The organism is Thauera sp. WH-1 (genome assembly GCF_047806685.1).
Classification (GTDB): Bacteria; Pseudomonadota; Gammaproteobacteria; order Burkholderiales; family Rhodocyclaceae; genus Thauera.
Window position 1 is genome coordinate 46,159 of the sequence record NZ_JBLQGP010000008.1, and the last position, 12,722, is coordinate 58,880.

The 12,722-nt window shown below is 70.5% G+C and carries 15 protein-coding genes and 1 pseudogene; 5 read left to right on the forward strand and 11 right to left on the reverse strand.

What is annotated here, in order from left to right:
• Positions 1 to 11: 11 nt before the first annotated feature.
• The 3 genes and pseudogenes from ACMV5O_RS09920 to ACMV5O_RS09930 all read right to left on the reverse strand — a co-directional run.
• A complete protein-coding gene (locus tag ACMV5O_RS09920) occupies positions 12 to 176 on the reverse strand; it encodes a hypothetical protein (protein ID WP_416163303.1) in 165 nt (54 codons plus the stop codon).
• Positions 173 to 487, reverse strand: a complete 315-nt coding sequence (locus ACMV5O_RS09925; protein ID WP_416163304.1) for a hypothetical protein — start codon at positions 485 to 487, stop codon at positions 173 to 175. The genes ACMV5O_RS09920 and ACMV5O_RS09925 overlap by 4 nt, the downstream gene beginning before the upstream one ends.
• A gap of 48 nt (positions 488 to 535) precedes the next feature.
• Positions 536 to 730 (reverse strand): annotated as a pseudogene (locus ACMV5O_RS09930) (integrase); the annotation flags it as partial.
• Positions 731 to 860: 130 nt separating this feature from the next.
• On the opposite strand from ACMV5O_RS09930, the gene ACMV5O_RS09935 reads away from it, so the two are divergent.
• The gene (locus ACMV5O_RS09935) at positions 861 to 1,451 is read left to right on the forward strand and encodes a type II toxin-antitoxin system RelE/ParE family toxin (RefSeq protein ID WP_416163305.1); all 591 of its coding nucleotides are present in this window, start codon (positions 861 to 863) and stop codon (positions 1,449 to 1,451) included.
• 154 nt (positions 1,452 to 1,605) lie between these two features.
• Here ACMV5O_RS09935 and ACMV5O_RS09940 read toward each other — a convergent pair whose 3' ends face one another.
• Positions 1,606 to 2,316 (reverse strand): HisA/HisF-related TIM barrel protein, encoded by a 711-nt coding sequence (locus ACMV5O_RS09940; RefSeq protein ID WP_416163306.1) that lies wholly within the window; start codon positions 2,314 to 2,316, stop codon positions 1,606 to 1,608.
• Here ACMV5O_RS09940 and ACMV5O_RS09945 point away from each other — a divergent pair.
• From ACMV5O_RS09945 to ACMV5O_RS09955, 3 genes are read left to right on the forward strand one after another with little or no spacing between them, the layout of a single operon-like run.
• Positions 2,315 to 3,427 (forward strand): ATP-grasp domain-containing protein, encoded by a 1,113-nt coding sequence (locus ACMV5O_RS09945; RefSeq protein WP_416163307.1) that lies wholly within the window; start codon positions 2,315 to 2,317, stop codon positions 3,425 to 3,427. The two genes, ACMV5O_RS09940 and ACMV5O_RS09945, sit on opposite strands and share 2 nt — an antisense overlap.
• A complete protein-coding gene (locus ACMV5O_RS09950; RefSeq protein WP_416163308.1) occupies positions 3,405 to 4,595 on the forward strand; it encodes a hydantoinase/oxoprolinase family protein in 1,191 nt (396 codons plus the stop codon). Before ACMV5O_RS09945 ends, ACMV5O_RS09950 begins: the two co-directional genes overlap by 23 nt.
• Positions 4,583 to 5,227: a protein kinase gene (locus ACMV5O_RS09955; RefSeq protein WP_416163309.1), complete on the forward strand. Its 645-nt coding sequence runs from the start codon at positions 4,583 to 4,585 to the stop codon at positions 5,225 to 5,227. Before ACMV5O_RS09950 ends, ACMV5O_RS09955 begins: the two co-directional genes overlap by 13 nt.
• Here the strand turns inward: ACMV5O_RS09955 and ACMV5O_RS09960 are convergent.
• The 5 genes from ACMV5O_RS09960 to ACMV5O_RS09980 all read right to left on the reverse strand — a co-directional run bounded on the left by ACMV5O_RS09960 (position 5,169) and on the right by ACMV5O_RS09980 (position 9,926).
• A complete protein-coding gene (locus ACMV5O_RS09960) occupies positions 5,169 to 6,503 on the reverse strand; it encodes a trypsin-like serine peptidase (protein WP_416163310.1) in 1,335 nt (444 codons plus the stop codon). The genes ACMV5O_RS09955 and ACMV5O_RS09960 overlap by 59 nt on opposite strands.
• A gap of 70 nt (positions 6,504 to 6,573) precedes the next feature.
• Complete coding sequence (locus ACMV5O_RS09965) at positions 6,574 to 7,278, reverse strand: (5-formylfuran-3-yl)methyl phosphate synthase (RefSeq protein ID WP_416163311.1); 705 nt, start codon at positions 7,276 to 7,278, stop codon at positions 6,574 to 6,576.
• A 7-nt stretch (positions 7,279 to 7,285) separates the two neighbouring features.
• Positions 7,286 to 7,867 carry a DUF447 domain-containing protein gene (locus ACMV5O_RS09970; protein WP_416163312.1) on the reverse strand — a complete coding sequence of 194 codons (582 nt, stop codon included), beginning with the start codon at positions 7,865 to 7,867 and terminating at the stop codon, positions 7,286 to 7,288.
• Positions 7,864 to 9,291, reverse strand: coding sequence for a DUF6513 domain-containing protein (locus ACMV5O_RS09975; RefSeq protein WP_416163313.1), 1,428 nt, complete (start codon positions 9,289 to 9,291; stop codon positions 7,864 to 7,866). The genes ACMV5O_RS09970 and ACMV5O_RS09975 overlap by 4 nt, the downstream gene beginning before the upstream one ends.
• Entirely contained in the window at positions 9,270 to 9,926 is a 657-nt protein-coding gene (locus tag ACMV5O_RS09980; RefSeq protein ID WP_416163314.1) for a flavoprotein, read from the reverse strand. The genes ACMV5O_RS09975 and ACMV5O_RS09980 overlap by 22 nt, the downstream gene beginning before the upstream one ends.
• Positions 9,927 to 10,305: 379 nt before the next feature.
• Between ACMV5O_RS09980 and ACMV5O_RS09985 the strand changes: the two genes are divergently transcribed.
• Positions 10,306 to 10,818 carry a dihydroneopterin aldolase gene (locus ACMV5O_RS09985; protein WP_416163315.1) on the forward strand — a complete coding sequence of 171 codons (513 nt, stop codon included), beginning with the start codon at positions 10,306 to 10,308 and terminating at the stop codon, positions 10,816 to 10,818.
• Between the two features lie 112 nt (positions 10,819 to 10,930).
• Here the strand turns inward: ACMV5O_RS09985 and fae are convergent, their stop codons facing one another.
• Positions 10,931 to 11,440, reverse strand: coding sequence for a formaldehyde-activating enzyme (gene fae, locus ACMV5O_RS09990; RefSeq protein WP_416163316.1), 510 nt, complete (start codon positions 11,438 to 11,440; stop codon positions 10,931 to 10,933).
• Positions 11,441 to 11,756: 316 nt separating this feature from the next.
• A complete protein-coding gene (locus ACMV5O_RS09995; protein ID WP_416163317.1) occupies positions 11,757 to 12,722 on the reverse strand; it encodes an ATP-grasp domain-containing protein in 966 nt (321 codons plus the stop codon).

The following is a 12,722-nucleotide window of genomic DNA, read 5'->3' on the forward strand; positions in this document are numbered from 1 at the left end:
GCATCGTCGTATCACTTGCCGAAGAGCAGACTCTTGAGACGCACGTCCAGTACCTTGGCGGTAGAACCCATCTCGGATTTCCTGGCCTCCTCGGCGATCTGCTCAATGCTGCTAGCCACTATATACTTGCGGATGATGGGGTTGAACCGACAGGCTTGCTTGACTGTCTTGATCATGAGCGCGCTCCGTTGTTGTTCTTGGCCTCCTCTGAGTACGGAATTGCAATACCGCGCCGCTCACAGTAGTCCCGAATCAGAAATTCGACCATGTTCGCGATGGACCGGAGCTCCTGATCCGCCGCAATGCGAAGCGCCTCTTTTAGGCAGGGGTCAATACGAAATGTGAGGGTGGCAGTCTTGACGGTGGCCATAGCCTCTCCAGAAACCACTGTAAATGTACTGCATTTTACAGTATTCATCAGCATTCCCACAATGCTGTTTGGGTTGGTTGTCAGGAAGGTGCTTTGTTTTGCGAAGCTGCCGGTCATGGTGACGAGTCTGGGTGTCGGCAAAGGTCGACGACTTGCCCTACGCCATCAGATCTCGATCTGCTCGTCGATCTCCAGTGCGTCGTCCGCCTCAATACCCAAATACCGCACGGTCGGCAAGCGCTTGGAGTGGCCCAGCAGGAACTGAACGCCCGGCAGGTTCTTCGTGCGCATGAAGATCAAGGTCGCCTTTGTACGCCGCATCACGTGCGTACCGTAGTCGGATGGATCGAGACCGGCGGCCATCGTGGAAGATTGCCCACGGCGTGCAATAGGCCAACGGCTGCAGCACGACGTGCAGGGTTGGGGGTCTCTCGGTCTTCGCCACCGATTCGCCCTTGTATGAGTGTATCCCTACGGATACACTTCACCCATGAACACCTTCCTGCGTACGGACGAGTTCGACACCTGGCTTGCAGGCTTGAAGGACAACGTGGCAAGGGCCCGCATCGTCCACCGCATCCGCTCTGCCGAACACGGTAATTTCGGCGACTGTGAGCCAGTCGGCGACGGTGTTTCGGAGATGCGGATACACGTCGGTCCCGGGTATCGCGCTTACTACACGCGACGTGGGGCAGTGATCTATCTGCTTCTGCTGGGCGGGGACAAGTCGTCGCAGAAGCGCGACATCAAACGTGCCATCGCGATGGCGCGGGCTTTGGACAAGGAGGGAACGATGGTCAAGACCGCCACCTTTGACGCTGCCGACTACCTGAACGATGAAGAAACCATCGCGGAGTATCTGACGGCCGCCCTGGAAGACCCAAACCCTGACGTGTTCCTCGCTGCCATTCGCGACGTAGCGCGCGCCCGTGGCATGGCGCAACTCGCAAAGGATGCGGGACTGGGCCGCGAGAGCCTCTACAAGGCGCTCACGCCCGGCGCCAAGCCGCGCTATGACACGGTGCTCAAGCTGCTTCATGCCCTGGGCGTGAAGATCTCCGCAACGCCAGTGCATTCATGAGCCTTGCGGTGGCGCAGGCGACGAGGGCCTGGCGATCGAGCGACGGAACCGCCCGCAGGCGCCACCCGAGTTTCGATCTCTGGCGCCTGCTCCGCCAAGTCCCATTCAGTACACCTGCTCCCCCCACACCCCTGCCGCTGGCACGATTCCTGTATCACTGGCCGCCGTGTTGCACACCGATACGCCCGTCGTGCAACGCCGAGGCCACCAGCCAGGCCTGCGCGCCCGACGCCGCGGCGCGCTGCAGGTCGGCCGCGTCGCGGATACCCCCGGCGCCGATCAACTGCAGCTCCGGTCGCAGCGCCTGAACGCTGCGCAGGGTGTCGAGGTCGGGCCCCGCGTCGGCGCCCACTCGGTCGAGCGTCATCACGATCACGCGCGCAGGCCACCATTCGGGGTGGGCGTGGCAGCCGCCGGGGTCGAGCAGGCTGCCCTGGCGGCGATCGAGTGACAGAATGCAGTGCGCACGATGCGCCGCGAAGCAGCGGCGCGCGCGGTCGGCGTCGGCAAGCGACTCGCTGGCGACGATCGGGGTGACGCGGGCGGCGTGTGCGCCGAGGCGCTGGCGGAAGGCGTCGATCGATTCGGCGTCGCGAAAGCCGCCGTCGACCCAGAGCCGCACCGCGGGCAGGCGTTCCAGCAGCGCGGCCAGGATCTGGAACTGCAGGGCGCCGCCCGTCAGCGCGTCGAGGTCGGCGATGTAGAGGGTGTCGCTCGCGGCACGCTCGAGCAGGCGCGGCGCGAGCTCGAGCGGCGCGCTCGATTCACACAGGGACGACCGGATCGGCCGGTAGGCGCTGCGCTCGCCGCGCACGCCGCGGACGACCTGGCCGGCCATCAGGTCGATGACGGGAATGAGCTGCATGACAAGGACTCGACGGATTCTGGTGCTCGAATTTATCAGCGCGGGGGGGCTGGGAGAAGCCACGTCGGCCGAGCCGGCAGGCGCCGCCGGCGAGCCGCTGCTCGCCCAGGGCGTGCGCATGCGCGATGCGCTGCTGGGCGAGCTGAGCGCCCTGCCCGGCCTGGAGATCAGCGTTGCCGACGCGGGCCTGGCACGGCTGCCCGCGCACCCGCCCATGCACGCACCCGCTGCGGCCGTGCAGCGCCTGTCCACTACCGGCGTCGCCGATCTGGCCGACTGGTTGCGCGCGCAGAAGGCGGCCTTCGACCTGGTGTGGGTGATCGCGCCCGAGACGGACGACTGCCTGCTCACGCTGTGCTCGGCCGTACCGCCGGCGCGCTGGATCGGCTGCAGCGCCGACGCGATCCGGCTGGCGACCAGCAAGACGCGCACCCGCGAGCGCCTCGCCGCGCAGGGCATTCCGACGCCGCAGGCGTGGGCGCCGGGCCTGCCTGCGCCCGTGCAGCCGGGGCGCTGGGTGCTCAAGCCCGACGACGGTGCCGGCAGCGAGCACACCCGCGTGTTCGCCGACTTCGCCGCCGCGCGCGCGGCGCTGGCCGCGGCCGTCGCGAGCGGTGGTCTTGGTGAGGCGCGAGCCGACGCCGGCCTCACCCCCCGATGGACGCTCGAGGCCTGGGTCGAGGGCGAGGCGCTGAGCCTGTCGTTGCTGTGTGCCGCCGGGGGCGTCGAGGTGCTGAGCGTCAACCGCCAGCGCCTCATCCTGGAAGCCGATGGCCAGCTCGGCTTTGCCGGCGTCGACACCGGGGTCGAGCCGGTCACGCAAGCGCTGCGCGACCTCGCCGAGCGCTGCGCCGCCGCGGTGCCCGGCCTGGCCGGCTTCGTCGGCCTCGACCTCGTCCGCCAGCCCGATGGCCGGCTGTGCGTGATCGAGATCAACCCGCGCCTGACCTGCGCCTACGCCGGCCTCGCCGCCCCGGCACCGGAGACCGCCAGGCCGCCCAGCCCCGGCGCGCGCCAGCGCACGCTCGCCGCCGACATCATCGCCGCCCACGACGCCGCATTTTCCCGCCAAGCCACCGGAACCGCCGATGCACCCCGCACACACGCCTGAGACGCCCGCCCCTGACACCGCAGCCGCCGCCGCCCGCGAGGCCGCGGCCGTCGCCTCCTCGACCCCGGATGCCGGGGCCCGGTGCGCGCCCCTCATCGGCTGGGACATCGGCGGCGCGCACGTCAAGGCCAGCCTGCTCGAGGCCGGCACCGTCACCGCCATCGGCCAGTGGGCCACGCCGCTGTGGAAGGGGCTGGCGCATCTGGACGAGGCGCTGCACGCCGCCCGCGCGCGCTGGCCCGCCTTCGCTCACGCCCGCCACGCGGTGACGATGACCGCTGAGATGACCGACCTCTTCCCCGACCGCGAGGCCGGCGTGCGCGCGCTGTGCGCGCACCTCGCCGACCGCCTCGGCGCGGCGACCCGCTTCTACGCCGGCGAGGCCGGCTGGCTGGACGCGGGCACGGCGGCCGCGCAGTGGCCGGCGGTGGCCTCCGCCAACTGGCTCGCCAGCGCCAGCCTGGTCGCGCGCACGCTGCCCGACGCCCTCCTGATCGACATCGGCAGCACCACCACCGACCTGATCCCGATCCGCGCCGGCCGCCCGGTCTCCTGCGGACGCAGCGACGCGGCGCGGCTGGCCAGCGGCGAGCTGGTCTATCTCGGCGTGGTGCGCAGCCCGCTGTGCGCGCTCGCGCGCCGCATCCGCTTTCGTGGCCAGGCCTACAACGTGATGAACGAGTTCTTCGCCACCACGGCCGACGTCTTCCGCCTGACCGCCGAGCTCGACCCCGCGCACGACCTCTATCCGCCGGCCGACGAGGGCGCGCGCGACGAGGCCGGCAGCCGGCTGCGGCTGGCGCGCATGATCGGCCACGACGCACGCGACGCCGGCGCCGACGACTGGACCGACTTCGCCCGCCGCTGGCGTGCGCTGATGCTGGCCGAGATCCGCCGCAACCTCGAGCGCGTGATCCGCGTCGCCGGCCTGCCTGCGGACGCGCCCCTGGTCGGCGCCGGCTGCGGCGCCTTCCTGGTGGACGAGCTCGGCGATGCGCTCGGCCACCCCTGGGTCGGCTTCGACCGCCTCGCCGCGGTGGATGGGGCCTGCGCCGACTGGGCCCGGGTGTGCGCGCCCAGCGTGGCGGTGGCGTGGCTGGCGGCGCAGCCCGCGCCCGCCGGCCTGGCGCCGGCGCCGTGTCCGACGGAGGCCGCATGCTCGTCCTGAAGCTCGGCGGCAGCCTGCTGCGCGACCCGCTGCTGCCCGACTGGCTCGCCCTGTGCGCCGAGGCCGGCGCTGGCAGGCTGGTGCTGGTGCCGGGCGGCGGCGCCTTTGCCGACGCTGCCCGCGCCGCGCAGGCGCACTGGCGGGTGGACGACGTGAGCGCCCACAACATGGCGGTGCTCGGCATGGCGCAGTTCGCCCACCTGCTGCACGGTCTGGAGCCGCGCCTGCAACTGGCGGACAACGCCACCGCCATCCGTGCCGCGCTAGGCGACGGGCGGGTCGCCTTGTGGCTGCCGACCGAGCTGCAGCGCAGCCATGCCGACGAACTCACGACCTGGGATGTCAGCGCCGACAGTCTGGCGGCCTGGCTGGCGCTGCAACTCGGCGCGCAGGGTCTGGTCCTGCTCAAGTCCTGTGCCCTGCCATCCGGACCCGGATTGCGCGACTGGCCCGCGCTGGCCGCCGACGGCATCGTCGACCGCCGCTTTCCGGACTTCGCCCGGGCCTGCAGTGGCGCCGGCATAAGTATCGAGCTGCTCACGCGCGACGCGCTCGCCGGCTTGCGCGCCCTGCTCAGCGCGACAGATTCAGCGACTTCAACAATGGCGCCAGCAGCGTCTCCACGCGCATGATCTCCTCGTCCTCGCTGCCTTCCTTGTCGGCCGCCTCCTCGCTGCCTGGCGACGACGCCGTCGCAGCGCCGCTGGCCCCAGACTCCAGCGCGCGATAGCGCAGGCCGTCGAACACCACGCCGCGCGCACGCCCGCCACCGCCGACAATCAGCGGCCGCCAGCCATTGACTTCGGAGAATCCGAGCCGCACCCGGCCGCCCGCATCGGGCAACATCCCGGCCAGCCGCGGCCGCCCCCCACTGTCACGCGTCAGCACATGCAGCGAGCAGGACACCTGCCGCGCTGCCTCGCGTCCGCACAGGCGCAGGATCAGTTCGCTGACCGCGTCCCGGTTGAGGTCGCCGCGCCACAGGGCGATGCTGGCCTCGGGGTCCGCGTGCAAGGCCTCGGCGCGCGCACGCAGCACCAGTTCCACCGCCGCGCGCTCGAAGGCGACTTCGCGCTCGCTCGAGGGATCGGGTGCGCTCACCCGCCCGCTGGAACCCGCAAGAATCCGATCAAGCGAGCGAAAGAAGGCTACCGCGTGCAGCATCTGGTTGCGGTGGCGGTGCACATAAGCCGGCAGCACGCGCTCGACCGGCGCAAAACGCAGCTGCATCAGGCCCACCACCAGCCAGCGACCATCGGCCTGGCGTTCCAGCACCGGCCCGCCCGACATGCCGCTTCCAAAAGCACAATCCACCGCCAGCAGCCCGGTCACCGGGCCGCTTTCGCGCACCCGGCAGCCCTCCTCGACCGCCACCCCGGCGCGGTTCCAGCCTGCCGTCGGAAAGCCGATCGTCATCAAGGGGCCGCGTGGCACGAGGTCGGCGGAAGTCGGGCGCAGGTACGGCAGGAAACCGTAGTCGCGGCCGACGCAATCCTCCAGTCCGAGGATCGCCCAGTCGCCGGTCATGCCGCGCGGCGCGCCGGGGTGATAGTTGCCGTAGTCGACCACCCGCGCCGTGGTCCGGGTGCGAAAGCGCCCCGGCTTGGCCGGATCGGGTCCGATGTAGAACTCGAGCGCATGGCCGGGGCGCGGTCCGCTGGCGAGTTCTGCGCTGGCGATGGCCTGCGCATCGCGGAAGAAGGCCGAGTGAAAGGCCGTGAGGATGTGGCACTCGCCGACCAGGAAGGCGGTGCCGACCTGGCGGCGGGCATTGACCAGCATGCCGACCGAGCGCAGCAGGGGCTGGTCGGCGTCACGAAACTCGCGCTGATCGGTGACGAAGACATTGGCCGCCGCCTGCGGCGCATGCGCCAAACCGGCCCCCCAGACGAGGGCCACGGCCAGCATCGCGCCGAACCCAGGCCTCAGGCCGCAGCCGCCCCACGGGCGCACTGATCGCCGCACGCCCGCCATGCGGTCACCCCGGCACCAGATCCGACTGTCGCAACTGCGCCTGCAGCGCCTTCAGGCGCTGCGGATCGAGCCGCCCGGCGCGCGAGCCCTCGCACACCGCGGTCCGAAAACCGACGAAATCCGGCCTCAGCACGGCCAGCTCATCGAGGTCATCGGCGCGCAGGGCCCCCGCCAGGCCCACCGCGACCTGCGCCGCGCGGGCCGCGGCGATGAACTGCCGCAGCTCGGCCGCGGCCACCCGCTGCAGCAGGCTGCCTGCCTGCTTGCCCTCGGTGTCGACCATCACCGCGGCAAACGCCGGCCTGCACGCGGCATCGACCACGTCAGCATCCAGGCCCTCATCGGCGAGCAGCACCGGCACCACTGCCAGCGGCAGTCGCGCCAGCGCCGCCAGTAGGGGCAGCGCCGCGGAACCGCACCCCGGTATGCCCACCTTCACCAGATCCACCCCGCTCGCCGCAACCAGGCGCACGCGATGCACGATGCGCGCCTCCGCCTGCGCCGGCAGATCGCCGATCGTCGCGCTGATCAGCGGCGCGCCCTCGGCATTGCCACGACGGCCTGCGCGCAGGGCGGCGCAGATCGCCCGCAGCATCGACAGCGGCAGGCCGCCGAGCGCCCCGGCCGCCGGCTCCTTGAGGTCGATGAAGTCGACGCCGACGCGCGCGGCCTCGAGCGCCTCGGGCACGTCGCGCACACTGACCAGCATGCGCATCTCAGGCCACTCCCGCAGCGTCGGCGTAGAAGCGCACAACCGCGCCGTAGAGCCAGTCCCAGGCTTCCTGTTCGCGCGGGCCGGCGGTCTTGTCGATGGCGATCTGCAGGTAGTCCATTTCGGACTCGACCTTGCTGCGCGGCAGCATGCCGAGCCGGCTCACCAGCACCGCGGCCTCGATCACCGCCGCCTGCGCCCGATTGAAGCCGGCAAAGGCACCGTGCTGCACTTCGCGCCCGCGCCGCATGCGCAGCACCGGGCGCAAGGCGTCGTCCTGGTCGCCCCGCAAGGTGAGCTCGACATGGCCGAGCGCGCCCTCCAGGCGGCGGCCATGGAATCCTTCGAGCGCCACCGTGGGCCAGTCGCGGCGGCCGGTGACGCAGCCGGCGAACACGCGCACGTCGGTGGTCAGATTGAGCACCGCGCAGCGCGTGGCGAGGATGTTGTCCAGCGTCTTCGACGGCTTGAAGGGCATCAGGATGACGACGGCGTCGTCGCCCTCACCCTCGTAGCGCACCCCCATTGGCGCCAGATGCACCTCGCCCGCGGGCGAGAGCGTACTGACCACGGTTTCAAAGATCATTGTTCGGGCCTTTCTGGAGCGGTTTCGGGTCGCACGGGCGGCGACCCCTTCTGTTTGGTGGAAGCCGGCGCGCACCAGGTGAGCAGGTCCTGTGCCGCACGTTCGGTCGCACAGCCCCAGGCGAGCGGCTGGTCCTGGGTGTAGCGCTTGCCGAGCGACCAGGCGATCTCGGCGCGCGCGAGCTCCACCCCCATGTAGAAGGCGTGGCCGCCGTCGTGCTCGAGCCCGAGCCTGGGCCACAGGGCGAAGGGCTCGGATTCGATGTGGTGGCCGTCACGGTTGTAGACATGCAGGCCTTGCTCGGAGATCTGCACGCGGAAGTTCGGGTCGCGCACCGCGGCGGCGGTCTCTAGGATCTCGGCCGGCGTGTCGGGGAAGGGGCGCTTGTCGTGCACCGTCATCAGCTCGTCGGACAGGCCCTTGGGCAGGCTGTGCGTCTCGCGCGCGGCATGCATGATGCGGCGCGCGATGTCGGCCTCGCGCACCGCCCGCCGTGCATGGCCGCTGACCTCGGTGGTGAGCACGGCCGCCACGCGCAGCTCGGCGGCGATGCCGAACAGGACCGCGTTGATGCCGCTGGTGTCGGCCTCGGTCAGTTCGGTGACGTTGCCCACCCCCATCATGATCGCGAGTTCGGGATAGCGCTCGCGCAGGCGCTGGTAGCGGCACAGCGAGGCGAGCAGGCCGAAGGGGATCGGGTCGAGGATGGCATCGGCGAGGAAGGGCCGGCCGCGCGCCAGCATGGCATCGACCGCCGCATGCAGCGATGCCTCATCGGACGGCTCGCGCGGGATCAGCACGGGCGTCGAGGCCACCTCGTCGGCGATCCACAGGGTGTCGAGCGACAGGCTCAGCAGGTAGTCGGCGCCGGCCTTGCCGCCGCGCAGCAGCTCCTGCGGGTTGAGCGAGTCGACCGACACCGCGAGGCCCTCGGCCTTCAGCGCCGCGACGCAGTCCTCGAGATGGGCGAAAGGGGTCTCGGGCAGGCAGCCGAGGTCGATGACGTCGGCCCCGCAGGCGCGCAACTGGCGCGCGCGCGCCACGACGCCGGCCACGTCGAGCTGGGGCGCGTCGACGATCTCGGCGAAAATGCGCGTCTCGTACTGCGACAGGTCCACCGCCCGCGCCGCGCGGTTGAAGTGGCGCGGCAGGTCCTTCAGCTCCTCGGGGCCACGCTCGACCGGCACGCCGAAGTGCGCGCTCAGGGCGTCGAGGTCGCCGCGGCAGCGCCCCGGCACCATCACGCGGTCGAAGCCGCTGACGTCATGCAGACGGCGCGCGATCATGTCGGCGGTCATCAGCCCGGCCACCTGCAGGCCGAGTTCGCGCACCTGCCAGCGAAAGGGCGCGGGCGTCATGCCGGCGAGCACCTTTTCCAGGCTGTGCTGCGCCAGGCGGCCGGTCAGGAAGAGGATGTGTTCCATGTCAGGGCGAGCGTATCGAGGCGCAACTGCAGCGCGCGCTCGAGTTCTTCGGGGGATTCGACCACTTCGCAGAAGTCGATGCGGCGCAGGCGCTCGACGTTCTCGAGCTCGATGTTGCGCGGCTTGAGTTCGACCCACTCGCGCGGACTCTTGGTGATCACCACCGGGCGCATGTCGCAGGCGAGCACGATGCCCGGAATCTCGAGCTTGCCCGCCTGCGCAAAGATGTTGGTCGGCAGCGTGTCGGAAATGCCGAAGGCGCACTTGGCCACGGTGTTGCTGGTCGCCGGGGCGACGATCACGGTGTGGTAGACGTCGTCGTAGAGCATGCCGACCGGCACCGAGCTCGCCGTCTTGTCGCGGAACACGCGGCAGCGCTCGCGCAGCTCGGCGATGCGGTAGTCGTACAGCGGCAGCACCTCCTCCGCCGCCGCCGACAGGAAGAGATCGACGTCGGGCAGGCGCAGGGCGAGCTCGATGCACTCTTCCAGATAGTGGCCAGAGCCGGTCAGGGCCCAGGCGAAGCGGCTGCGGCGGGCAATGTCGCCGGCAGTGCCGCCGGTGGGCAGGCGGTAGTCGTCATCGTCGGGCTCGACGCGGGACGGGTGGCGGTGCGGTGTTGCGGTGTGCGACATCGATGCTTCCGGTGGTTGGCGAAGGCGGCATGGCGCGGCGGCGGCACAGTGGCGGGCGCCCGCGGCCGATCGCGAGGGCAATGCTCGAGGGCCGTTTTGCGGGACGACGCTCGAGGGCATGTTCAGCAACTTGCGTGCCCGGTCGCCGGTGGCGGACCGGGGCAAGCGGCAAGACGGACGATTATAGTCACGCCGTCGCGGCGGCCCTTGCCCCCTTGCCCCCTTGCCCCCTTGCCCCCTTGCCCCCTTGCCCCCGTGCCCCCTTGGCGGCTGCGGCCGCACGCGGGCCAATGCAGGTGGCGCGGTTCTCGCTTCAAGACTCGACCCGAGGCTGCCAAGGCGGCACACTCACTGCACACCCAGGATGGAGAACCAGACCTTGATTCCACTGCACAGCCACCGCCCCATGTCCGATGCGCTCAACCTGCATGCTGCCCCTGAACACGAATCCATGGCACAGGGCCTGGACATCATCTTCATCGACGGCTTCGTTGGCGAGACGGTGATCGGCATCCATCACGACGAGCTGCACGATACCCAGCCGGTGCGCATCGACCTTGCCGCCGGCCTGCCGCGCAGCCGCGCCTGCGACACCGACCATATCGGCGACACGATCGACTACGGCGAGGTGCGCGTCGCCCTGCGCGAAATGATGGCCAACCACCGCTACCGCCTGCTCGAGGCCTTCTCCGAGGCCGTGGCCAGCCTGTTGCTGGGTCGCTTCGGTGCCCACTGGGTGCGCGTGCGCGTGACCAAGCCGCGCAAGTTCGAGGACGTCGACAGCGTAGGCGTGATGATCGAGCGCCGTCGCAAGCCGCAGGCCGAGCGCCGCGGCCCGGCCGAGGTGTTGAGCCTGCTCGGCGCCGGCATGGTGCCGGGCGAGCGCCGCTGAGCCCCGCGCGCGCGCCGCGCGCGAAGCACGAAAAGGCCGAAGCGGATGCTTCGGCCTTCTTGCTGCGGACGACCCGGCGTGCGCGGGGCGCCCCGGGTCGAGACCTGGCGACTCAGCCCGCGGCGAAGGGGTGGGCCGAACTGCCCTTCTTCGCCTGCACCTCGGCCGCGCTCGGCTCACCGTTGACCGCACGCTTGATGGCCTCGCGCGTGGCCTGGTAGTTGTAGTCCTGGATCTTCTTGTCGTCCTCGGCGAGCCAGTGGATGAACACACCGACGCAGATGAAGAGGTTGTCGGCCTCGTCAGCCGGAATGGTGCCGTCCTCGACGCTGTCGGCCACCGCCATGGCGACCGCACGTTGGGCGGGGCCGAACATCTGCACGGCCTGCTTGGCGCCCTTGATGGTCACCTTGTTGAACAGAATCGTGGCCGGCTTGCACAGCAGGTTGGGCGCCACCACTGCCAGCAGCGAGGTGAAGCCGTCCTTGTTGTTCGTCAGCGCAGTGGCGAAAGCCGTTTCGGCAGCACTGCCCCGCGGCCCGAGAATGAGGTCGATGTGCGCGACTTCGTTCCCGTCACCGACCAGGGATTCCCCTACGAGCATGCGATCGATCTTTGCCATTCTTGTTTCTCCATTCGATGTGGTTGTATGGCTGTCCCTGAGGCAGCCAGCTGTCCGGTGGCGGGTGCGGTTCCGGACACCCCCACATGCAATACAGAAACCGTGCCAGATCGAGACTCGAGCCCGCCGCAGCGCCGAGTTTTTTTGCCCGCGCGCCCCCCGGCCGCCCATCCACCTGCAAATGCGCCGACTTGATGCGTTTTCGGTCCTTGTCAGCAGGCCAGTGGCAGCGCGCACGGCCGTCGGCCACGGCCCTGCCCTGCGCAATCGCGCACCCGCAGGTGTTCAGCCGGTGCCCAGGCGCCGATACACCTGATCAAAAATGACACACCTGTGCCACCCCGCGATCGAGGGCCAGGCCAAGCCGCCGCGCCAGCAGGTCGTCCACCAGGGCCTGTGCGATGTCGAACTCGGTGACCCGCTGCAGGCCCCGCCAGGCGGCGACGCCGTTGACCTCGATGACCTGGGCGCCGGCCGCATGGCGGCCATCGGGCACCAGGTCGACGCCGGCGTAATCCATGCCCAGCGCCGCTGCCGCAGCCTCGGCGAGCGCGGCCAGGCCGGGCTCGAGCGCACAGCGCACGCAGCGCGCACCCTGCGCCACATTGCGCACCCAGTGGCCGCTGACGCGCTTCATCGCCGCGCATGCGCGCCCGCCGATCACCAGCACGCGCCAGTCGAAACCGGGCGCGGCAGCCGATTCGGCCTGCGGCACGAAGCGCTGCAGGTAAGCCAGCCCACCCAGCCCCGCCAGCGCCGGCAAGGGCGCGAACGCCCCATCGACCAGCCCGACCCGCTGCAGGCCCTTGCCCTGCGAGCCGAACATCGGCTTGAGCACCAGGCTGTGGCCGGCCGAAGCCTCGCGCATGAGGATGCGGCGCGCCTGCGCCTCGTCCTCCAGCGCCCATGCGGGCGGCGTGGGCACGCCGGCGCGATGCAGCAGGAAGCTGGTCATGGCCTTGTCGACGCTGCGCTCGATGGCGCGCGCCTCGTTGTAGACCGGCACCGCCATCTCGCGCAGCGCGTGCAGGATGCCCAGGCGCTTGGTGATCTGCTCCAGGCTGCCACCGGCGATGCCGCGCACGACGGCGGCGCACGGCAGCGCCTTGCCGAAGCCCGGGATCAGCAGCCCATGGGGCGTGGCCGCGGTGTCGAAGCGGCAGTCGGCGAGGTCCACGCAGCGGCCCTCGAAGCCGCGCCGCGCCAGCGCCTGGCGCAGGCGGCGGGTGTGCCAGCCGGTCTCGTCGGTGAAGATGGCGATGCGCCGGGGGTCGTGCAGCAC

Excerpts from the sequence above, each read along its gene's own strand:
- ACMV5O_RS09945 (WP_416163307.1), top strand. The coding sequence starts at position 2,315 with ATGACAAGGACTCGACGGATTCTGGTGCTCGAATTTATCAGCGCGGGG.
- fae (WP_416163316.1), bottom strand. The coding sequence starts at position 11,440 with ATGGCAAAGATCGATCGCATGCTCGTAGGGGAATCCCTGGTCGGTGAC.
- ACMV5O_RS09955 (WP_416163309.1), top strand. The coding sequence starts at position 4,583 with ATGCTCGTCCTGAAGCTCGGCGGCAGCCTGCTGCGCGACCCGCTGCTG.
- ACMV5O_RS09965 (WP_416163311.1), bottom strand. The coding sequence starts at position 7,278 with ATGCTGGTCAGTGTGCGCGACGTGCCCGAGGCGCTCGAGGCCGCGCGC.
- ACMV5O_RS09970 (WP_416163312.1), bottom strand. The coding sequence starts at position 7,867 with ATGATCTTTGAAACCGTGGTCAGTACGCTCTCGCCCGCGGGCGAGGTG.
- ACMV5O_RS09920 (WP_416163303.1), bottom strand. The coding sequence starts at position 176 with ATGATCAAGACAGTCAAGCAAGCCTGTCGGTTCAACCCCATCATCCGC.
- ACMV5O_RS09950 (WP_416163308.1), top strand. The coding sequence starts at position 3,405 with ATGCACCCCGCACACACGCCTGAGACGCCCGCCCCTGACACCGCAGCC.
- ACMV5O_RS09940 (WP_416163306.1), bottom strand. The coding sequence starts at position 2,316 with ATGCAGCTCATTCCCGTCATCGACCTGATGGCCGGCCAGGTCGTCCGC.
- ACMV5O_RS09975 (WP_416163313.1), bottom strand. The coding sequence starts at position 9,291 with ATGGAACACATCCTCTTCCTGACCGGCCGCCTGGCGCAGCACAGCCTG.
- ACMV5O_RS09925 (WP_416163304.1), bottom strand. The coding sequence starts at position 487 with ATGACCGGCAGCTTCGCAAAACAAAGCACCTTCCTGACAACCAACCCA.
- ACMV5O_RS09935 (WP_416163305.1), top strand. The coding sequence starts at position 861 with ATGAACACCTTCCTGCGTACGGACGAGTTCGACACCTGGCTTGCAGGC.
- ACMV5O_RS09980 (WP_416163314.1), bottom strand. The coding sequence starts at position 9,926 with ATGTCGCACACCGCAACACCGCACCGCCACCCGTCCCGCGTCGAGCCC.
- ACMV5O_RS09960 (WP_416163310.1), bottom strand. The coding sequence starts at position 6,503 with ATGCTGGCCGTGGCCCTCGTCTGGGGGGCCGGTTTGGCGCATGCGCCG.